Below are 19,340 nucleotides of genomic sequence, written 5' to 3' on the forward strand. Positions count from 1 at the left end.
CCGATTCACCTGCCGCAAGCCTCTGGCGGACAGCCCCTCCGAAATTTTTCAGAGAGGCGTTTTCCGCCGATTTACCTCGCGAATTAGCGTAGATTTGCTGATTCCGGTCATTGCGGCTACTTCGTTATAGGAATGCGCGTCTAAAAGCGCTATTGCGTGATCCATTTGTTTCTTCGTATAAGCACGCGGACGGCCTTCGGTGAATCCGTCTTTCTGGCGCGCAATCGCCTTGCCTTCCTGCGTACGTTCTACGATTAGATCGCGTTCAAATTCAGCGAATGCGCTGAATATCGTGAGGATTAGGCGTCCAGTTACGGTGTTTTCGATAACGCCCATATTGAGTACGTTAATCTTAACGCCGCGTTCGTACAGCTCCTTAACGGTGGTAATCGCGTCAACAGTCGAACGGGCAAAGCGGTCAACCTTCGTTACGATTAGCGTATCGCCCGATTGCAAAACGGAGAGCAGCTTCGTAAACTCTGGCCGATCCTTTTTCGTGCCCGTATGCTTCTCCGCGTATATTATTTCGGCACCGTTCTCTTTAAGCTGCGCAATCTGTGCGCTTAAATCCTGTCCTAACGTTGATACGCGAGCATAGCCGTAAATCATGCGAACTACCCCTTTCGATTGTGACACTAAGTTTTGACACCGTTTCATACCTTGATAATACGCTATCTCTTTTGCGGTGTCAATACCTTCAAGATACGACACCGACGGTTGACTACGATAGTACGAACGCGGCATGGGGCGGGGGTACCTTACGAAAAGTTAGCGAATCAGGCGCCAGAGAAATCCGCGTATCAAAAATAACGTTTGACTTTTCGGAGTCCGACGCAAGCACGTATGCCCTACGCCAAATCTCACCGTTGATTTAGGCGTTTTCGCCGTGCGGAAGTATAAACGCTCATCCAACGCAAAATAACGCAAAGTCAACGCTCAGATTTAGCGGAAGGGAGGCGATGTCAATCGCATGGGTAAATAATCGCTGGCTCAAGCGGCCGGAACGCGAGGCGGAAATTCACCGGTTAAGGACGCTGAGAGACGCAATATACGACGAGGAGGCGGGCACCTTTAAGATTGACATAACGCTGCTCCCTCCGGATGATCTGCGTATTATTGACGAACAAATGTCCGAACTCGAACGCCTGGAACGTATAAATAACGCCGAGAATGATCTACTCTACTTTTGTTACGAATATTTCGGCGACTACTATAACGCGGATAACGACGGCAACTGGATACCGATAGAAATCGAACACGCGCCGCAGTTCCACCGCGAGATATGCGAAATCATGAACGGAGTCACTAACGATAAGGTTGCGGTGGCGGCGCCGCGTTCACACGCAAAGTCATCGTTCTTGTCGAAAGGTAATCCGCTGCATGAAATCGTATATAGGCGCCGCAAATACGTAATCATTATATCGGAGACGCCAACGGTAGCGACCGGTAACCTCGATTGGCTGGCGCTGCAACTCAAGTCTAACGCTAAATTGCGCGCGGACTTTGGACCGCTATTATCCGTTAAGCAGCAGGAAAATCCGAAGGATAACAGTTCGGAATTTATCGCATGGGAACCGCGAGAGGGCGGCGGTCAGCGACTACTTGCGCGAGTAGAAGCGGCATCAACGGGACAGGCGCTTCGTGGACGTAACTGGAACGGCGTGCGGCCGGACTTGATTATATGCGATGATCTCGAAGGTAAAAAGAATACGAATACGGATCTACTGCGCCAGGAAATGCGCGATTGGTTTACGCAAGTAGTCGTACCACTCGGCGATCCGGCCGGCAAGAAGACCGCGCTAATCTACATGGGAACGATGGTTCACCACGATTCCTTACTGCGCTACGTAATGGAAAGCCGCTCGGACTTTAAGACGCGGTTATTTCGCGCCGTTATCCAGTGGCCGGCGCGTATGGATTTGTGGGAAGAATGCCGCCAGGTATATACCGACCGCGATAATCCTGACCGTGCCGAAGCTGCGGAAGAGTTCTATCACGCAAATAAGGCGGAAATGGACGGCGGCTCGATCGTATTGTGGCCGGAAGTGCAGCCGTTATGGACGCTAATGACGTGGAAATGGAACAACGGTTCGAAGGCGTTTAACACGGAGTATATGAATAATCCGGTTGACGAGGAAAACATGATATTCAATCCGGCGAACTTTACGTATTGGGACGATAAAGTGCGCGAGATTATAAACGAATACCCGCGGCGCAACCATGACGAATACGAAATATCGCTCGGCGTCGACTTCGCACTCGGTAAGACTCGCGGAGACTATTCCGCAATTACCGTCGCGGCCAAGCACCGCAAGACCGGAACAATTTACGTTATCGACTCGTACGGTGAGCGCATCCATCCGGACAAGTTTATCGCAGTCATAACGGAAAAAGTACTTCGCTGGCAGCCGGACATTATCGCGGCCGAGGCGCAAGCGGCGCAGGAGTTCTTCGTCGATACGTTGGCGAAGGAATTGGCGCGCGTAGGATATCCGGCACATTCACGATTGAAGAAGGTACATCAGCGGTCGCGTAAAGAGATGCGTATCGAAATGTTGTTACCGCTAATAGAAAGCAAGGAATTACAGTTTAGCCGCAAACACGCGCTATTACTCGAACAGTTCGAATTATACGGAACAGGAACGCACGATGATCTGCCCGATAGCTGCGAAATGGCCGTATCCGCGCTGAAACAGATGACGGTAACGGTACGCAACACACGCAAACGAACACGATAACCCAACGAAAGGAGGACGCACATGTTAACGAAATTTATACCGTACTCGACGATAAGCCAAGACGTATACGAGCGCTTAATATTCTCTCCGCTGCAGCAAGCGTTAGGCGCTACGACGTGGCAACGGATTAACCGCCAATTACGCGATTACGAGTATTACGGCGGCAAGCAACACGTTAATCCGGAAACGGGCCAGCTCGTAACTGCGGAAGATATGCCGCGACCGCCCGGACTCGATTACGATCCGACGCGATTCCCGACGAACTATTTTAAATCGTTTATCGATAAAAAAGCGCGCTGGCTAATGGGCGGACAGCACGGCATAAACGTACCGACTCCGCAAGAGCCGACGCCGGAACAAGCGCAAATGGCGTCCGCATATGAGGCGCTTCTTTACCAGTTGTGGCGCGAGAATAAGATGCGCACGGCATTAACGCGAGCAGCACGCGATTACCTTATCGCACGCCGAGTCGTATGTAAAATCGTATTCGACGTAAATAGCGGTAAACTCCGGTGGGTATGGCGTCCTGATGCGGAGTTTGTGCCGGAGTACTCTGACGCAGACGCAACGTTAATGAACGGTGGACACTTTATAACACAAATCGAAGAAGACGGGCGTACGCTCATCCACAAGGAATCGTTTACGCTCGAAAATGGCGTCTGCTATTACGATGACGGAATTTACAACGAGGCACTCGAAAGGTTAGACAAGAATGAGGACGGATCTAAAAAGAAACCTATACCGATGGGCCTCGACTTCCTACCGATCGTAACGTTCGCGGTGCCAGGACTTTCCGGTGAGGAAATGGATACGTCCGAAATCGAAGCGATGCGCGCCGTTACCGACCGTTTGAACGCGATGAATGAAGACGCAGCCGATTCGCTTAAATTCGAAATGTTCGCAATGACGGCCTTTTTAAATGTACCGCCGGGAACAGCCGATAAGGTGCAAATCGCACCAGGCGCAAGTCTCGAAGTTGTTGCGGGACACAATAGCGACGTTAAACCGGACGTCAAACGGATTGAGGGAACGTTCTCGTGGTCGGCGGCATTTGACGCGCAGTATTCGCGTTTGAAGGCGGCATTACACGAAATCACTTCGTTACCTAACGTTGTGCCGCAGGAACTTAACTTCGGCGGATTAAATGGCGATGCGCTACACGTATTGTTCCAGTCGATTATCCAGGAGACGGAAGAGCACTGGTTAGAGTGGCAGGACGGACTCCAAGAGCTTCACGAAAAGTCTATACGTTATCTACAGGCGCGGGCTAATCGCGCTGTTTTTGCGTACGACAAAACGGTTATACGCTCGATTACCGACTACACTAACGAAATTAAATTTGTGCTTCCATTGCCGGACAACCGCGCATCACTCGTCGAATTGTTATCGCTGGAAACCGCGAATGGATTCGAATCTATCGCGGGCGCAATGCGTAGGCTCGGCGTTGAAAATGTCGCCGCTAAGAAGGCGGAAATATCCGAAGAAACAGCGGCAAACAGAGCCGTAACCGATCCGTATCAATCTGCGGAATAATGTCCGCACGACCGACGTCACGTCGTTAAACTGACGGTCATTTAACGCTATAGTCGACGGACTTTAAACGGAGGTATTGCGATGAAACAACGATTTAGATTGCCGCTAAACTTACAACTATTTGGCGAAGGAGATCCGGCGGACACTGATACGCAAGACACACCGCCTAAGAAAGTCGAGCTTACACCGGAACAGCAGGCGGCGGTTGATGCGCTAATTAAAGACCGATTATCGCGCCAAAAAAAGAAGTTCGACGACGAAAAGACCGCGGCACAAGCGGAAGCCGAACGTAAGGAACGCGAGAAAAACGAGGAATACAAAGCGCTGTACGAAAGCGCACAGGCGGAACTCGACCGCGCTCGCTCCGAAGCAAAGACGGCCGCACTAAACGCCACGAAAACGCAATTACTCGTCGAGGCCGGTTATTCAGCGGAACAACTAGCTCGCGTTAGTAAGTACGTTGTTGGCGAAGACGAGGAAGCGATTAAGGCGAGTATTGACGAAGTAATCGCGGACATGCCACCGAAGTCAGGCGGAATTGATCCGAATTTAAATAACGGAGGGCGGCCGCCAGTTAAGACGTACGATCCGAAAGCCGCGGTAAAAGAACGTCTCGACCGCCTTAAACAGTCCGGCAAACGCTGAGAGGAGGTGAGACAGAATGGCGAAAGATATTTACGCAAGATCCGTTGCGCATAAGGCGCTAGAAATTGCGGAAGATGCAGGCGGAGGCCCTAGCACCGTTACATGGGCGGACGTTACCGGCAAGCCTACGACATTCGCGCCGGCTACACATAACCAAGCGTTTACAACGATTACAGGCACCGCAACGGAAGCGCAGATTCCGACGTTGGCACAGTCGAAAATTACGAATCTGACGGCGGACTTGGGCGGTAAGATTGCGAAGTCATCCGTTAATGGCGTAACGCCAATCACTGATCCGGCGACGGCTACTGCGCAGGATATCGCGACAAAGTTAAATGCGCTCATTGCGGCGCTCAAGGCTTAAACCAAAAATAAGAGGAGTGAAATAAATGCCAGCTTACACACCTAAATTTACCGAGACTCCATTTGTCGGCGGTAAAAATATTCTCGCAAGTGAACATCTGCAATTTATCGAGGGCGGCGCAACACTGGACGGCACTAAGTTTCCGGCAGGCAAAATCGAACTCGGTACGCTGATTGCGCGCAATACTACTTCGGGTAAGTTCGAAAAATTCACGACAGCAACCGGATTTGATAACTTCGGTATTTTGAATATCGACGCTATCTCTGACGGTAAGAACGATTTGATCGTCGGTGAGGTTATCGTTCGCGGTTCCGTTTACGAGGCAAAATTACCTACTAATGCCGCACTTACTGCATTCAAAACCGCTAATCCAATGATTCGCTTCGTTAAGCACATCTAATATAAGGAACAAGTAGAGGCGCCCCAAATACGGAGGCGTCTTTTTTGTATCCAAAAATAAGGGAGAGATATATAAATGGCAGGAATTACACATTTAGAGGCTTTTACTGAGCCGCAATTGCGCGGCCTAGTTGACGTTACAGTAGAGGAGCGCGTACCAACACTGGCGGACCGTTTTATGCCGGATGACCGCGTATTCTCAACGACATTTGCATATGACGTTATTAAGAAATCGAAGCACATCGCAGCTATGATCGGATACGGCGCAGAGCCTCCGGTTGTTGACCGTGACGCAGTAGCGTCCAAAATGGGCGAACTGGCGAAGATGGGTCTGAAATACATCGCAACGGAAGAAGAACTTCTCGCACTGAATCAAGCACGCTCCGACTCCGAGAAATCCGCGATGATCGACAAGTTGACAATACAAGCCGAGGATCTCGTTAAAGCACTGCAGCTCCGCGTAGACGTTTCCAAAATGGAAGCAATCGCTAAAGGTACGTTCACATACAACAAAAACGGCGTAAAAATTACGGTTGATTACGGTATCCCGGCGGAACATAAAGTCGCATTGTCTTCGTCTGACGATTGGAAGAGCGCAGATCATGACGTAATCGGCGATTTGCTCGATTGGGCCGCAACTTACGAAGCTACTAACGGTAAGCAACCGGACGTTATCCTGATGTCTCGCGAAACTCAAGCGTTGCTCCTGAAGAACTCCGTAATTGTTGCGGAAGCTGGTCGTTCTATCAATTCCGGCCGCGTATCTACCGCTGAATTAAACAGCGTACTCGGTGGTTACGGATTGCCGCCGGTTGAAGTCGTATCTAACCGCAAGGTTACCGTTAAAGACATCTATACAGGCAACGACGAAGTTATCGAATTTATGCCGGTTAACCGCGTAGTATTTGCGTCTGCTGGCGTAGGTAATTTCGTTTACGGCCCAACGGTGGAAAACAACTATCAGCCAGGCATTGATCTTCGCGCTTACGATAAATTCGAGCCAATCGAATCCGTTATCCGTGTAGCAGCCGCCGGCTTCCCGGTTGTTGAAGCGCCAGCACTGCTCTTCCACGCTGACGTCTACACTCCGTAATGTCCGCGAAAGTTAAGATCGAAGTCCTCGACGCAGTAGTCGATGGGCAAGGAAAGGGCGCGGTACTCGACGTGGAAGCGAAGACCGCGCAACACCTCGCCAATATCGGTTATGTGCGCATCTTGGACGAAGGAAAAACGGAGCAGAAAGCGGACGAGTCCGATGATAAACCGGAGTCTAAGCCTGCGAAATCCAAACGTAAATAAGGAGGCGGCGGTATATATGGCGAACTATCCGCAATTAATCGAGCGCCTGACCGCACGTTTTCGTCAAGTGCCGGGCGTAGAACCGGCGGACATCGAGGCGTGGTTAGCCGAAGCGCTCTATCAATACGGATATGCGCCGATGACCGCCTTCGATGTAGATAACGAGGAAGCAGCGTTATTACTCTTACTCGCGCAGATACACGGCGCCCGCGCTATTGCGTTTTCAGTCGCGCATTACTTTAAGTATACGGACGGAGAAGAAGCGGTCGATAAGACGATGGTCGCCGATCAATATCGCAAAATTGCCGCCGACCTAGCGCTTGAGTATGAACGCGAAAAAGGCGTAATCGATGCGCGTAAGGGCGGATCAACGTTTAAGGTAGCGCGCCGAATTGACCGTGATTATGAAGTGCCGCCGCGTTACGGGTGGTGGCGTCTGTGACGGAAAACGAACGCAGATTAAACGAATTATTAACCGAACTCCATAACGATTATCTCGAAACATCCGCCGCCATGTCCGATAAGGTTGCGCGCGATGTCGCTAGTACACGCCTGCAGGTCGTGGATCTCGTAGAGGAATACGCGAATAAGGACGATACGATAAATCGAACGCGCGTCAATACTCTACTCCGCGACTTGGAGGATATAGAACGCGAAATCCGCAGTATAACGGAATCATCGCTTAATCGCGCTATGGTAGACAGCGCAGAAATCGGATATGCCGACGCATTCACGGCGTTTCAGAAGGCGCTAGGCTTATCGGCTGATTTCGTGCTAACCGCTAAAGTTGCGGAGAGTGTCGTACTGCCGACGTTAACGGGAAAATCGCCATCGCCGCGTAACTTGGCGCAATACTTGGCGCAACGTACGGGACCGGACGGCTTAACGCTGTCTGACCGCGTGTGGCAGTTTGCCGGCGAACAGCGTGCGGAAATGGGTAACGTACTTCGGCGCGGAATCATTCGCGGAGACACAACGGCGAAGATGGTCCGCGAGATAAGAGGCGTTTACGAAACGGAGTCCTGGAAAGCGCGGAGGCTCGCGATAACGGAATCGAATACGGCATATAGGACCGCGATAGGTTATACGGCCGAGAAATCGAAATTCGTTAGCGCGCTCCGCCTAATACCGGGCCGCAAGCAATCGGAGAAATGCGTTAGTAAAGCGGCGGAAGATCGCCACGGATTAGGCGCGGGGATATTCCTTCCGTCGGACACCGATATTTTTTCGATACATCCGAATTGTACCGCTTATACGCAATACATCTTATCGGAGGAGGTGCGGTAGTGTTAACGGACGCAGACGTGGCTTTTATACGCGCTAATCGGGCGGATATCAAACAGCACCGCACCGAACCGGTAACAATTGAACATACGGATGGAAGCCAAACGGTTGCCTACGCGATATGGGCGGAGCCGCGCGTCCCTAACGGAAGCCCCGTACGCGCATTCGGCGATTACACGTTTGACACGAACGATTATATGGCGTCGTTTGATCCGGATGTTGGCATATACACCGCGTTAAAAATATGGCGCAAAGGTAATCGGTACATTTTGACCGATATTGATGAGCGCGGACTCGGCGGATTAAATCGATATGAATGCCGCCTGATGCTCGCGGTCACAGACGGTCAGATGATTACCGTTATACCGAGCGGAGTTGATGACGGATGGGGACAGCCGGTCGAGCTTCCGCCATTTACGCTCGATGCGTTTGTACAAGAGGAAACGCGGACAGTCGCGAACCAATACGGAGAGGAAGCGGTTGTACAGCTCCGCATTGTACTCGAAGGATTGGCGCAAGTTTCATATCGGGATAAAGTCCGCTATGTAAACGAGATTGGCGTAGTGGTCGAGCGCGAGCCGACTCGTATCGTAGTTAAACGACGCGTTGACGGGACGCCTTTGGTAACGGAGGTGTACGTGTAATGGCGTCGTTTGATTTCGAAATGGACTTCAAGGCGTTCGAAAAGGCGCTAGACCGCGCGGAAGAAGCCGTTATCGAAGGCGCTATAAATGGCGTAAACGATGCGCTAGAATACTGGCAACTCAAGGCGACGAATCTCGCGCCAATCGGACGCTATAAAGGGCGCCGCGGCGGTAACTTGCGCGCACGTATCGACCATACAACGCCTAAAGTCGGATTAGATGGCATCAGCGGATCGGTCGTAGCGAATGCGTTTAATAACGGATTTAACTACGCGTATTATCTGCATAACAGTACGGGACTAAGCGCGCGTGAACCCGGCACGGTTCTCGATTTCCTCGAGCAGGCGAAGAACGATAGCGAATCGCGTATGCACCGCTTAATTGAGGACGCAATCGAGGCGGAGTTGCGGCGAAAGGGGATGACGTAATTTGAGCGTAATTAACGACATGGTTGCGATTGAGGCGTATATCAAAGCGTTATTCCCGACCGCAACAACCGGCAAGCAAGATGTACCGGCACAACCGCCCGTTAACTCGTTTTATGTCCGCATGATTGACGAGGACCGCGAGACGGAAACGCGGTATCATTACCGAGTTGATCGCGCGTACCAAATCGTACACGTTGATAAGCGGCCGGATACGGTGCTGGCGAATATGGATGCGCTTAGTACGGCGATATATCAATCGGAGTTAATCGGACATATTCGCGTTAATGCGTTCTCGATATCGCAACCGGCGAAAACGGATAACGGATTGTTCGTGATTATCGGCGTGCTAGACACAAGCGTAAGAGAGGCGCGAGTCCAGGCGCAATATCCGAAAATTAATAACGTTGGAATACGCAAAGTTTAGCGGGCGTCCCGAAATGGGGCGCTCTTTTTATATCCAAAGGAGGTTTAAACATGGCAAGAAGTTGGGACCCTACCGCACTACCAATACAGCCGGGCATTTACATTAACTTCAAACGTGCTGCGGCCGCCCAAATTAACGGAGGCGCTCGCGGTATCGTCGCTATCCCGTTACTGGACTACGCGAATACAGCGTCGGCCAAGACGTTTTATACGGTGGCGTCCGAAGCAGAGGCGGCGGAATTATTCGGACTCGCGAATATTGATTCGATATTGCTCGCGCTCCAAGGCGGCGCCAAAGAGGTACTCGTTTATACGATGCCCGACGATCCGGTCGAACAGGATTACGTTGATATGCGTGAAGCCTTCGACACACGCGGATTTAACGTATTTGTATTCGACGGCGAATATGATGCGGATCAGCAATCGGCGGTTAAGACGTGGGTCAAGCGCAATCGTGACGAGGGCAAGCACTTTATCGTCGTTATCGGCGGTGACGCGGTAACAGACGCAGATCCAACGGCAGGCGACGCACGGACTACGCTTAATAGCGACGACTATATCGTTAACCTTACGGTCGGCGGTACGGTTGGCGACACGGTTTACACATCGTCCGAGTTTGCGCCGTTTATCGCGGGTGATATCGCAGGCACTCCGATTAACGAGTCGGTGACATACGATCCAATGCCGCTCGAAGACGTTAATAAGCGCATGACCAATTCGCAGATTAACGCGGCATTAACGGCTGGCTCGCTGGTCCTCGTACACGATGGCGTAAAAGTGAAAATCGTTAGCGGCATCACAACGTCGGGTCAAAAGATCCGAAGTGTACGCGCTCGCCAAGCGATTGCGACCGATATCTCGCGCACGGCCGCCGACAACTATATCGGCAAGCTCAATAACAACGCAAACGGACAAGCAACGTTAATGATCGCGATTAAGGCGTATTTGGAAACGTTGGAAGCTGACGGGGTACTGACTTCGCCGGCCGTTGCGCTTGATCCAACGCGTCCTAGCGTCGGTGACTCGGTGTTCCTGCAGATTAGCTACAGCGAGACGGATAGCATCGAGCGGATATTCTTAACAATCAATATTTAAGGACGGTGAAAAATAGATGGCACAACAAGGCACGCTTGACGCTAAGCGCGTTATCAGCGGTAACTACGGATTCTTGTACGATGAGGACGGCGAGTGGTTGTCGAATGTCACATCGATTGAAGCGAACATCGAAATCGGCATGGAGGAAATCCGCAGAGCTGGTACGCGTTGGCTCGGCAATAAAACAACAACGCTTAAAGGTTCCGGAAGTATCGGCGGCTACATGATTACGTCCGTATGGATCGAGAAAATGAACCAAGTTACGGACGACGAAAGTTCACCGTTCGTGACCGAGCTGCAGGTCGTACTCGATGATCCGGAATCATTTGGCGCGTATCGTGTACGTCTGAAAAACGTCACATTCGACAATATTCCGGTAATCAATTTCGAAGTTGGTTCGATCGTCGAGCAGGAGTACACGTTTGTATTCTCCGGCTACGAAGTTATCGAGGGAATTAGACCGCAGTAATCAACGCAAATAAACGAGGGTCGGACGCATTTGTCCGGCTCTTTAATTTTATCGGAGGGATAAACGCATGGCTAAAGGATTGGACGCGCTACTCGGCGCAACATTGGAACAAACGAAAGAGGTTTATATCGCGCGATTGAAGACGCATTTTACCGTTAAGGCGCTAAGTAACGAGGATATGCGGCGTATCGGCGAACGGTCAACGGTTCCGGACGGTAAAGGCGGAAAGCAGACGAATAACGACATGTTTAACGGACTGGTTATCGTAAAGGGCTGCGTTGATCCAGATTTTAATGACAAAGCGCTCAAGGCACATTATGGCGCGGCTGACGAGATTGATTGCGTGACTAAGGCGCTGTTACCGGGCGAGATGGTCAAAGTGATGCAGGCGATTCTTGATCTTTCTGGCTTCGGGAATGAAGACGAGTTAATCGAAGACGCAAAAAACTAATCAAGGCGGGCGGTGTTCCGTTCCTTCTCCACGCCATCTTCCAACGACACCACATCCCGCCTGATGAGATTTACGCGAAGGAAAAGCGACACCAGATATTTTTATTTGCGTCGATGCTCCTCGTATTGGAAGACGAGGAAAAGGAACGGAAGCGTGCGGAGAAGGCGCGAAACCGACAGGGAGGAGGTCGGCGAGTAAGTGGCATTTAATCTCGAAGGACGCATCCGAATAAAGGACGATGGCGCTAGTAAAGCGCTAGATAATGTCAAGAAATCGATGGAAAAAGCGCATAAAGCAGCCGAATCTTATCGCGATGCTAACGGGCGATTACGTGATGCACAGGGTAAGTTTGTTGCGGGTGCGGGCAAGGCGCAGTCGAGTTTAAGCCTAATCGAGAAGGCAACTAAAAAGGCTGAAAAAGCCATGAAGAATCTCAACACGAAAACGAAAGACTTATTCCGCAGTCTCGGTTCCGGCGCAATAAAAGGCGCAGGAATCACCGGTATTGCGGCGCTCGGAACGGCAGCTTATGCCGGATATAAATCGCTGAATAAGGCGATGGACTTTGAAGCGCAGATGTCTTCGATTGCGGCGTTAACTGGCGCATCACAAACGGAAATGGCACAAATGCAGTCGCTCGCTCTCAAAATGGGCGCGGCTACTAAGTATAACGCGCTAGAAGCCGGACAGGCGATAGAGGAGCTTCTCAAGGCGGGCCTTACGCCGGCCACCGTACAAACGGGCGCACTTGAAGCGGCGCTTAATCTCGCAACGGCGGGCGAACTTGATCTCGCATCTGCGGCGGAAATTATGTCGACCGCATTAAACGCGTTCCAGGAAGACGGAATGAGCGCTGCACAGGCGGCGAATATTCTCGCAGGTACAGCGAACGCATCCGCAACAGGCGTCGAGGACTTGCGGTACTCACTTTCGATGGCTTCCGCGGTAGCGTCCGGACTCGGCATGACATTCGAAGACACTAACGTTGCGCTCGGCGTATTCGCTAACCGCGGCCTTAAAGGTTCGGACGCAGGTACGTCGCTCAAAACGATGCTTCAAACGCTACAGCCGGTAACGGACGAGCAAATCGGACTATTCCGTGAACTCGGTTTAATGACGGAGGACGGTTCGAATAAGTTCTTCGACGCGGCCGGTAATATTAAATCGCTTAATGATATCGCGGGAACCTTGCGCACATCACTCGGCAAGCTGACGAATCAAGAACGCCAACATGCGCTTAAACTCATGTTCGGAACGGACGCGGTACGTGCGGCAACGATTCTGTACAAAGAGGGCGCAGAAGGCGTGGATAAATTCCGGAAGGAAATGTCGAACGTAACAGCGCTAGACGTCGCACGTAAGAAGATGGACAACGCATCAGGAGCGGTCGAACAGTTTAGCGGCGCAATCGAGACGTTGCAGATTGCCGGAATGATGCCGGTACTTCCTATCGTTAAGGATCTCGCTAATGCTGCGGCTGATTTCGTAGAGCGTTATACGCCGAAAATTGTGGCGGGCGTTCAGTCGATGGTTGATAACGCGAAGAGTTACGTTAAGACGCATTTCATCGATAATCCGGAGTTTGCCCAGCTTCCCGACATCCCAAGTAAAATCGTGTTTATATTCGAAGACGTAATGCAATCATTCCGCAAATGGTGGGGCCAAGCCGGTGCCGGTCATTTTAAGAAGATGGTTGAGGAGATTACGAAGTTTATCGTGGGTGGACTTCAAGCGGCAGTTCCGCAGATGGCGGCCGTTGGGCTATCGATGGGTAAGGAGCTTGTTAGCGGTATATTATCCGCGATAAAGGGAGATCCAATCGCAAACGCGGTGTTACTCGGTGGTGCTGGCGGTGCTGTAGCAGGATTGCCGGGATTAGCCGTCGGAGCTGCAGCAGGTGCGGTAACAGGCGGTATCCAAGGCGGTCAAAAACGGGATGACCTCGTTGAGAAGTACCGAAGCGGCAAAATGTCTCCAGATGAGAAAGCGGCGTTCGAACAAATGGGTGTCGCGATGATTAAAAAGAAAGCATTCGGTTTCAGCGGCGGAATCAACAACGTCCCATATAACGGAATGATTGCGCGCCTGCACAAAGGCGAGGAAGTATTGACACGCGAAGAGTCCAAACGATACCGCGGCGAAAATGGCGCAAACGGTACGGGCGGTTCTCGTCCGGTCGTAATCAGCGGAAATAACTTTTACGTACGCGAAGAAGCCGATATCGAAAAGATTGCGAAGCGCCTGGCGTACGAAATGGCGCAGTAAGGAGGCGAGTAGATGGCACGTAAAAAGCCGGAGTTTTGGCTTAAATTTAATAACAGCGCAGAGGAGATATGGTTGCCGGTTAATCCGGAATCTATTTCCGTTGTATCTGCGCACGGCTACGAAGATATCGAAGTATCCGATATTGGCGAATATACCGTAATTGGTAGCGGACGCCAGAAGGAGTTTTCGATATCTTCTTTTTTCCCGCGTGACTATAACGCCTCCTATTGCGAATATCCCGATATTGAGGACCCGTGGGAATACGTTAAAACAATCGAACGCTGGCAGCGGTCGGGCAAGCCGATACGCTACATCGTTACGAATACGCCGATTAACATTGCGGTCACAATCCGTAATTTCGAATACGAAGAGCGCGGTGGCGAGCCTGGCGATATATACTTTACGCTTGACCTCAAGGAATACACGTTTATCAAAATCGCGAAAAAGGGCGAACAAGTTTCCGGAAGCGGAAGCGCAACAATGCCGAAGCTTCAAACGTCCGCTCAACGCCCATCAACGCGTGAGGTTCCGAAATCCTATACGGTTAAATCCGGCGATTCGCTATTTAAGATTAGCGCCAACGTTTACGGTAAAGGCAATGATTGGCGAAAGATATATGACGCGAATAAAAAGGCGATTGGTCCGAATCCAAACGTAATCAAACCCGGCGTTAAGTTGGTGATACCGTAATGGAAAGCGTAGATATTCGCGTTTTATACGACGGAACTTACTATATCGAGCCGCTAGTTAAAACGGCCGTCTGGTCCGGAGATGTGGCGCAACCACACCGCACACTCAAGTTAACGTTAAATAATACGCTCGATGGCGAGGAACAGGCGGTAAACTTCGAAGTCGGTAAGGAACTCCGATTCTACGCGGATAACGTCGGCCTGTTCCGCGGCATCATCTTCGAGTATTCAATAACGGATCGCGGCGACGCGACGGTACTCGCGTATGACGAAAACGTCTATCTGACGAAAAATGCGGATACGCGCAAGTTTGTCGGCATGACGGCGGGCGCTATCGTCAAGGAAATATGCGCAGCTTTCGAGATACCGACGGGAACCATCGCGTCTACTCGTTATGTTATTCCGAAGCTTATTTTGCGCAACATGACGCTATGGGATATGGTCGTCACGGCGCTAACTCAAACGCGCAAACAGAACGGCGATAAGTTTGCGGTATATTCGCGCGAGGGTAAACTGTTCCTTCGCGAAAAGAAAGACGGCGCCGTCCGTTGGATGCTCGAAGACGGCGTAAATATACTCAGCGCAAATCGAACGCAATCAATCGAGGATATGCGTACATCCGTTAAGGTTATCGGAGGCGACGATAAAAAGCCGCTAACGGCAACGGAAAAGGACGCGACTCTCGCGAAGAAATACGGACTTATGCAGCACGTCGAACAAGCCGATAGCCAAATGAAAGAATCCGCGATTAAGCAGCTCGCGAAACAGCGCCTAAAGGAACTCGCGAAGGTATCGGAGGAAATAACGGTCGAAGCGCTTGGCATTACGGATGTCGTCGCAGGCTCGGCCGTTTATGCGTTCGAATCAATGACGGATTTAGTTGGCGGATTTTACGTTAACGCAGATACTCATACGTTCCAAAACGGCGCCCACCGGATGGAAGTAACGATATCTAAAACGGACGACTTGCCGAAATTGGAATACGAGGAAAGTCCGGAGAAGAAGGAAGCCGCTAAGAAAGCGAAGACTGCCGCGAAGAAGAAAACAACGAAGACGACAACGAAGAAAAAGGCGCCGGCTAAGGCGAAGAAAAAGAGTTCGACGGACTTATTCATCGAACAAATACGCAAACGAAACGGAGGGGAGAAGCCGCTATGAAACCGGAGTTAATCGAAGGCGGCGGTTATAGTCAATTTAAGGCGATGGTTAAGGCGCTCGGCCATAATCGCGATGTCGATATCGAATTTGCAACGGTAGTATCCGCGTCGCCCCTCCGTATCAAAATCGATAATATGCCGCTAGAACTTGACGAAGACGACTTCGCAGTTTGCGAACACTTGACGGAGCATACGCGCAAAGCAACGATAAGCGGTGGCGAAATAACACTAACAACGACGCAGGCGGGCGATCCGGCACATACGCATAAAATAACGGCGTTTACGATAACGGACGCTGACGTTAAGATGGGCGCGGCTCTCACGAAAGGGGACCGCGTTGTCGTCGCGTCATACAATAGCGGCCAAGGATACGTAGTACTCGACCGGATAGGAGGCGTTTAAATAATGGCGCTTAGTCCACTACAGCCCGTCGATATTGCGGCGGAAGAACTCGCAGAAATCGCTGAAGAACAACCGCTAAAGACGTACGCGCTCGACTTCGATAACGGAGTTCTTGGCGGCGTGGTTGACGGCATTGACGCGATAAAGCAATTCGTCGTCAAGGCGATTAAGACGTCGCGCTACCGATTCGCGATATACGACGATGATTACGGAAGCGAAATTGACGATTTAATCGGATCAAGCGCGACACTATCGCTATTGGAGACGGAAATACCGCGAGTTATCGAAGAGGCGCTGCTTTACGATGACCGCATAACAGACGTATATGATTTCGAACTGACACGCGAGGGCGACCGCCTTTACGTGTCTTTTTACGTGGAGATAAACGAAGAAACTATTCCGATGGAGGTGACGATTTAATGGCGTATGAAACGGAAACACAAGCCGCAATACACGGGCGGATGCTTGACGCGTCACCTCCGGATATAGATAAGCGCCAAGGCTCCGTTACGTACGATTTGACCGCGCCTGCAGCTATCGAATTAGAACACGCATATGTCGAGTTAGACGCGGTACTTAACGCAGGATTCGCGGACACGACGTACGGAGCGCTACTCGATAGGAAAGCGCGAGAGTACGGGTTAGCGCGGAAGCCTGCGGTTAAGGCGATAGGCTCCGTTACATTTAGCGGACCAGACGGCACGGTGATACCGGCGGGAACAGTCGTAGGAACAAGCGGAGAGACTCCGGTTTATTACGTAACATTGGCGGCGGCAACTATCGCAGGCGGTTCCGTTACAGTCGCGGTAGAGGCGCAAGTAGGCGGCGCACGTGGCAACGTAGGGGCAGGCGCAGTTAATACGGTAATCGGCGACTTGGCGGGGATTCTTACCGTTACCAACGCGTCATATTTCGAAGGCGGCGTCGATGCGGAGTCAGATGCGTCATTACTCGCGCGATACTTCGAACGGGCTCGGCGGCCGGCTACATCGGGCAATGCGAATCAATACCGCCAATGGGCGCTAGAAATACCCGGCGTTAGTGATGCGCGAGTCTATCCGATATGGGCGGGTCCTGGCACCGTTAAAGTCGTATTACTTGACGATGATAAAACAGCGCCTGATCCAACGGTAGTTAACGCAGCTCAAACGTATATCGACCCAACGCAGGACGGACGTGGACTTGGTGCGGCTCCTATCGGCGCAATTGCAACGGTGACGGGCGCGGTTGAAATTCCGATTAATATTACGGTTAATGTGACACTCGCACCTGGCGCAACAACGGCGGAAGTTAAGGCGCAGATTGAAACGGGAGTGCGTACTTATCTTCGGTCGCTTGCGTTTGCTGATCCGCTCGTTCGAGTTACGCGGATTGCCAACGTTATCCTCGACGTGCCGCCGGTTATTGACTACGAAAACTTAACGGTTAATGGTGGCGGTGGAAACATTGCGATTGCTGACGGAGAAGTTGCGGTACTCGGCGAGGTTATCGTAACGGAGGCGGTGGCGGCCGTATGAGATCAACGCAAGAAATAGCGCTCGACATGCTCGATTATGCGCCGGACTATTATCGCGAGATAGACGCCGCGACGAACATTATCGACCGCGAGGCGGAAGAGTTTGCGCGGCTTAACGCGAGCATTGACGATGTATTGGCGCAGTTTTATATCGAAACCGCAACGTGGGGACTTACGCGGTGGGAGCGCATATTCGGACTAGCGACGGACCAAACGAAGACGTACGGACAGCGGCGCGAGATATTGCTGTCCCGTTTGCGCGGAGTTGGCGCGGTATCGGCGGATTTAATAGAAAACGTGGCGTCGGCGTATTCGAACGGTGATGTCGCGGTTACGAGTAAGACGGCGGAATACACAATCGTGATTACGTTCGTCAGTACGATGGGCGTACCGGAACAAATTGCGGAACTGAAAGCGGCTGTTCGCGATATAACTCCGGCTCACTTAGCGATTGATTACGTGTTCCGTTTTTACACTTACGCGGAATTGGCGGCAGGCGGGCGGACATATGGCGCGGTTAAGGCGTCGGGTAAAACGTATGGCGAAATCTATAATCGGGGGGTTGGCGTAATATATGGCGGACACAACGAAACTAAAATTACCGCTTATCGACGCGAATATGACCGCGGACGTACCGCGTGATATGAACGCATTGGCTAACGGAATCGATGCGAAGGTTGGCGTCGCAGGCGGATTGGCTACGTTAGGGGCGGACGGTAAGGTGCCGGCGGAGCAATTAAGCGTACAGGCTCCGGCTGATGCGTCGACTACGCGAAAAGGCGTCGTCCAACTGAATGATGCGGTGAATAGTACGTCAACAACGCAAGCGGCTACGCCTAATGCGGTGAAGAAGGCGTATGACGAGGCTCTTGCGGGAAAGCAAGCTGGAATTGATCGTAAAGCGGAAGTGGTTGCCGCGCTCAATTCCATAGGTGTAGCGGCATCCACAAGTGAATCATGGGCGCAGTTGATCCCGAAGATGGCGGCGATAATCAGAGCAACAGGTAACGCAACTGCAGCGGACGTGCTGACGGGAAAACTGTTTAGTAATGCAGGGGCTAATGGATTGACTGGTACAATGCCAAATCGAGGCGCAGGCGGCACGGTCACGCCGGGAACGACGAATCAAACGAAGGCCGCAGGTTATTATTCGTCAGCGATTACGATACTTGGGGATCTGGATTTAGTGTCGTCAAACATCCGCTCAGGCACGAATGTCTTCAACGTTCTTGGTACGCTAATTCCCGGAAAACGCTTTGTCGAGGGTTCCGTCACGCCGACGAGCGGAGCGGTATCAATACCTTTTAACGCAGAGTTTGCTCCAAAGATTATACTCCTATGGCGGGGTAGTGGTGATGGGACTGTTGATAACGATTTCTCTATAGGTGTTATACGCGGCGCTGCATATATGCCTTTATTTTACTGCTCGGGTACTAGCTCTAGCTCCTGGGGGAGCGCTCTATATTATAATAGTGGGGTTATTAGCGCAAGAACCTATCACTATAGTGAAACCTATAACTACAGAATATATGAGTGAGG

23 protein-coding genes are annotated in these 19,340 nt (G+C 51.4%); 22 read left to right on the forward strand and 1 reads right to left on the reverse strand.

The window, feature by feature from the left end; translation table 11 throughout:
- Positions 1–48: 48 nt before the first annotated feature.
- The gene (locus BN1234_RS02200; protein ID WP_054955036.1) at positions 49–609 is read right to left on the reverse strand and encodes a recombinase family protein; all 561 of its coding nucleotides are present in this window, start codon (positions 607–609) and stop codon (positions 49–51) included.
- Between the two features lie 350 nt (positions 610–959).
- On the opposite strand from BN1234_RS02200, the gene terL reads away from it, so the two are divergent.
- The 22 genes from terL to BN1234_RS02315 all read left to right on the forward strand — a co-directional run bounded on the left by terL (position 960) and on the right by BN1234_RS02315 (position 19,338).
- Positions 960–2,738, forward strand: a complete 1,779-nt coding sequence (gene terL / locus BN1234_RS02205; protein ID WP_245640061.1) for a phage terminase large subunit — start codon at positions 960–962, stop codon at positions 2,736–2,738.
- A gap of 21 nt (positions 2,739–2,759) precedes the next feature.
- Positions 2,760–4,271, forward strand: coding sequence for a phage portal protein (locus tag BN1234_RS02210; protein ID WP_054955037.1), 1,512 nt, complete (start codon positions 2,760–2,762; stop codon positions 4,269–4,271).
- Between the two features lie 81 nt (positions 4,272–4,352).
- Positions 4,353–4,916, forward strand: coding sequence for a capsid assembly scaffolding protein Gp46 family protein (locus BN1234_RS02215; RefSeq protein ID WP_054955038.1), 564 nt, complete (start codon positions 4,353–4,355; stop codon positions 4,914–4,916).
- Between the two features lie 16 nt (positions 4,917–4,932).
- Positions 4,933–5,280, forward strand: a complete 348-nt coding sequence (locus tag BN1234_RS02220) for a hypothetical protein (protein ID WP_054955039.1) — start codon at positions 4,933–4,935, stop codon at positions 5,278–5,280.
- A 25-nt stretch (positions 5,281–5,305) separates the two neighbouring features.
- Entirely contained in the window at positions 5,306–5,680 is a 375-nt protein-coding gene (locus BN1234_RS02225; RefSeq protein WP_054955040.1) for a hypothetical protein, read from the forward strand.
- A gap of 75 nt (positions 5,681–5,755) precedes the next feature.
- A complete protein-coding gene (locus BN1234_RS02230; protein ID WP_054955041.1) occupies positions 5,756–6,772 on the forward strand; it encodes a major capsid protein in 1,017 nt (338 codons plus the stop codon).
- A gap of 222 nt (positions 6,773–6,994) precedes the next feature.
- On the forward strand, positions 6,995–7,420 hold the full coding sequence (locus BN1234_RS02240; RefSeq protein ID WP_054955043.1) for a hypothetical protein: 426 nt from the start codon (positions 6,995–6,997) through the stop codon (positions 7,418–7,420).
- The gene (locus BN1234_RS02245; RefSeq protein WP_054955044.1) at positions 7,417–8,265 is read left to right on the forward strand and encodes a structural protein; all 849 of its coding nucleotides are present in this window, start codon (positions 7,417–7,419) and stop codon (positions 8,263–8,265) included. Before BN1234_RS02240 ends, BN1234_RS02245 begins: the two co-directional genes overlap by 4 nt.
- Positions 8,265–8,906, forward strand: coding sequence for a hypothetical protein (locus tag BN1234_RS02250; protein ID WP_054955045.1), 642 nt, complete (start codon positions 8,265–8,267; stop codon positions 8,904–8,906). The genes BN1234_RS02245 and BN1234_RS02250 overlap by 1 nt, the downstream gene beginning before the upstream one ends.
- The gene (locus tag BN1234_RS02255) at positions 8,906–9,334 is read left to right on the forward strand and encodes a hypothetical protein (RefSeq protein ID WP_054955046.1); all 429 of its coding nucleotides are present in this window, start codon (positions 8,906–8,908) and stop codon (positions 9,332–9,334) included. Before BN1234_RS02250 ends, BN1234_RS02255 begins: the two co-directional genes overlap by 1 nt.
- 1 nt (position 9,335) lies before the next feature.
- The gene (locus BN1234_RS02260) at positions 9,336–9,758 is read left to right on the forward strand and encodes a hypothetical protein (RefSeq protein ID WP_054955047.1); all 423 of its coding nucleotides are present in this window, start codon (positions 9,336–9,338) and stop codon (positions 9,756–9,758) included.
- 50 nt (positions 9,759–9,808) lie between these two features.
- Positions 9,809–10,852, forward strand: a complete 1,044-nt coding sequence (locus BN1234_RS02265) for a phage tail sheath subtilisin-like domain-containing protein (RefSeq protein ID WP_054955048.1) — start codon at positions 9,809–9,811, stop codon at positions 10,850–10,852.
- A gap of 16 nt (positions 10,853–10,868) precedes the next feature.
- Positions 10,869–11,321, forward strand: a complete 453-nt coding sequence (locus tag BN1234_RS02270) for a phage tail tube protein (RefSeq protein ID WP_054955049.1) — start codon at positions 10,869–10,871, stop codon at positions 11,319–11,321.
- 67 nt (positions 11,322–11,388) lie between these two features.
- On the forward strand, positions 11,389–11,772 hold the full coding sequence (locus tag BN1234_RS02275; protein ID WP_054955050.1) for a phage tail assembly chaperone: 384 nt from the start codon (positions 11,389–11,391) through the stop codon (positions 11,770–11,772).
- A 198-nt stretch (positions 11,773–11,970) separates the two neighbouring features.
- A complete protein-coding gene (locus BN1234_RS22580; RefSeq protein ID WP_054955051.1) occupies positions 11,971–14,037 on the forward strand; it encodes a phage tail tape measure protein in 2,067 nt (688 codons plus the stop codon).
- Positions 14,038–14,049: 12 nt separating this feature from the next.
- Positions 14,050–14,727, forward strand: a complete 678-nt coding sequence (locus BN1234_RS02285) for a LysM peptidoglycan-binding domain-containing protein (protein WP_054955052.1) — start codon at positions 14,050–14,052, stop codon at positions 14,725–14,727.
- Positions 14,727–15,884, forward strand: coding sequence for an XkdQ/YqbQ family protein (locus BN1234_RS02290; protein WP_211751788.1), 1,158 nt, complete (start codon positions 14,727–14,729; stop codon positions 15,882–15,884). Before BN1234_RS02285 ends, BN1234_RS02290 begins: the two co-directional genes overlap by 1 nt.
- Positions 15,881–16,285 carry a DUF2577 domain-containing protein gene (locus BN1234_RS02295; RefSeq protein ID WP_054955053.1) on the forward strand — a complete coding sequence of 135 codons (405 nt, stop codon included), beginning with the start codon at positions 15,881–15,883 and terminating at the stop codon, positions 16,283–16,285. The genes BN1234_RS02290 and BN1234_RS02295 overlap by 4 nt, the downstream gene beginning before the upstream one ends.
- Positions 16,286–16,288: 3 nt before the next feature.
- Positions 16,289–16,705, forward strand: coding sequence for a DUF2634 domain-containing protein (locus BN1234_RS02300; protein WP_054955054.1), 417 nt, complete (start codon positions 16,289–16,291; stop codon positions 16,703–16,705).
- Positions 16,705–17,802, forward strand: coding sequence for a baseplate J/gp47 family protein (locus tag BN1234_RS02305; protein ID WP_054955055.1), 1,098 nt, complete (start codon positions 16,705–16,707; stop codon positions 17,800–17,802). The genes BN1234_RS02300 and BN1234_RS02305 overlap by 1 nt, the downstream gene beginning before the upstream one ends.
- Positions 17,799–18,443 carry a putative phage tail protein gene (locus tag BN1234_RS02310; protein WP_245640062.1) on the forward strand — a complete coding sequence of 215 codons (645 nt, stop codon included), beginning with the start codon at positions 17,799–17,801 and terminating at the stop codon, positions 18,441–18,443. The genes BN1234_RS02305 and BN1234_RS02310 overlap by 4 nt, the downstream gene beginning before the upstream one ends.
- Complete coding sequence (locus tag BN1234_RS02315; RefSeq protein WP_082423072.1) at positions 18,376–19,338, forward strand: tail fiber protein; 963 nt, start codon at positions 18,376–18,378, stop codon at positions 19,336–19,338. The genes BN1234_RS02310 and BN1234_RS02315 overlap by 68 nt, the downstream gene beginning before the upstream one ends.
- Positions 19,339–19,340 lie beyond the last annotated feature (2 nt).

It is taken from the genome of Paenibacillus dakarensis, from assembly GCF_001373415.1.
Taxonomy (GTDB): Bacteria; Bacillota; Bacilli; order Paenibacillales; family Paenibacillaceae; genus Paenibacillus_AQ; species Paenibacillus_AQ dakarensis.

Excerpts from the sequence above, each read along its gene's own strand:
- BN1234_RS02285 (WP_054955052.1), top strand. The coding sequence starts at position 14,050 with ATGGCACGTAAAAAGCCGGAGTTTTGGCTTAAATTTAATAACAGCGCA.
- BN1234_RS02290 (WP_211751788.1), top strand. The coding sequence starts at position 14,727 with ATGGAAAGCGTAGATATTCGCGTTTTATACGACGGAACTTACTATATC.
- BN1234_RS02240 (WP_054955043.1), top strand. The coding sequence starts at position 6,995 with ATGGCGAACTATCCGCAATTAATCGAGCGCCTGACCGCACGTTTTCGT.
- BN1234_RS02300 (WP_054955054.1), top strand. The coding sequence starts at position 16,289 with ATGGCGCTTAGTCCACTACAGCCCGTCGATATTGCGGCGGAAGAACTC.
- BN1234_RS02200 (WP_054955036.1), bottom strand. The coding sequence starts at position 609 with ATGATTTACGGCTATGCTCGCGTATCAACGTTAGGACAGGATTTAAGC.
- BN1234_RS02270 (WP_054955049.1), top strand. The coding sequence starts at position 10,869 with ATGGCACAACAAGGCACGCTTGACGCTAAGCGCGTTATCAGCGGTAAC.
- BN1234_RS02315 (WP_082423072.1), top strand. The coding sequence starts at position 18,376 with ATGGCGGACACAACGAAACTAAAATTACCGCTTATCGACGCGAATATG.
- BN1234_RS02210 (WP_054955037.1), top strand. The coding sequence starts at position 2,760 with ATGTTAACGAAATTTATACCGTACTCGACGATAAGCCAAGACGTATAC.
- BN1234_RS02225 (WP_054955040.1), top strand. The coding sequence starts at position 5,306 with ATGCCAGCTTACACACCTAAATTTACCGAGACTCCATTTGTCGGCGGT.
- BN1234_RS02305 (WP_054955055.1), top strand. The coding sequence starts at position 16,705 with ATGGCGTATGAAACGGAAACACAAGCCGCAATACACGGGCGGATGCTT.
- terL (WP_245640061.1), top strand. The coding sequence starts at position 960 with ATGTCAATCGCATGGGTAAATAATCGCTGGCTCAAGCGGCCGGAACGC.
- BN1234_RS02275 (WP_054955050.1), top strand. The coding sequence starts at position 11,389 with ATGGCTAAAGGATTGGACGCGCTACTCGGCGCAACATTGGAACAAACG.
- BN1234_RS02220 (WP_054955039.1), top strand. The coding sequence starts at position 4,933 with ATGGCGAAAGATATTTACGCAAGATCCGTTGCGCATAAGGCGCTAGAA.
- BN1234_RS02310 (WP_245640062.1), top strand. The coding sequence starts at position 17,799 with ATGAGATCAACGCAAGAAATAGCGCTCGACATGCTCGATTATGCGCCG.
- BN1234_RS02265 (WP_054955048.1), top strand. The coding sequence starts at position 9,809 with ATGGCAAGAAGTTGGGACCCTACCGCACTACCAATACAGCCGGGCATT.
- BN1234_RS02255 (WP_054955046.1), top strand. The coding sequence starts at position 8,906 with ATGGCGTCGTTTGATTTCGAAATGGACTTCAAGGCGTTCGAAAAGGCG.
- BN1234_RS02215 (WP_054955038.1), top strand. The coding sequence starts at position 4,353 with ATGAAACAACGATTTAGATTGCCGCTAAACTTACAACTATTTGGCGAA.
- BN1234_RS02230 (WP_054955041.1), top strand. The coding sequence starts at position 5,756 with ATGGCAGGAATTACACATTTAGAGGCTTTTACTGAGCCGCAATTGCGC.
- BN1234_RS02295 (WP_054955053.1), top strand. The coding sequence starts at position 15,881 with ATGAAACCGGAGTTAATCGAAGGCGGCGGTTATAGTCAATTTAAGGCG.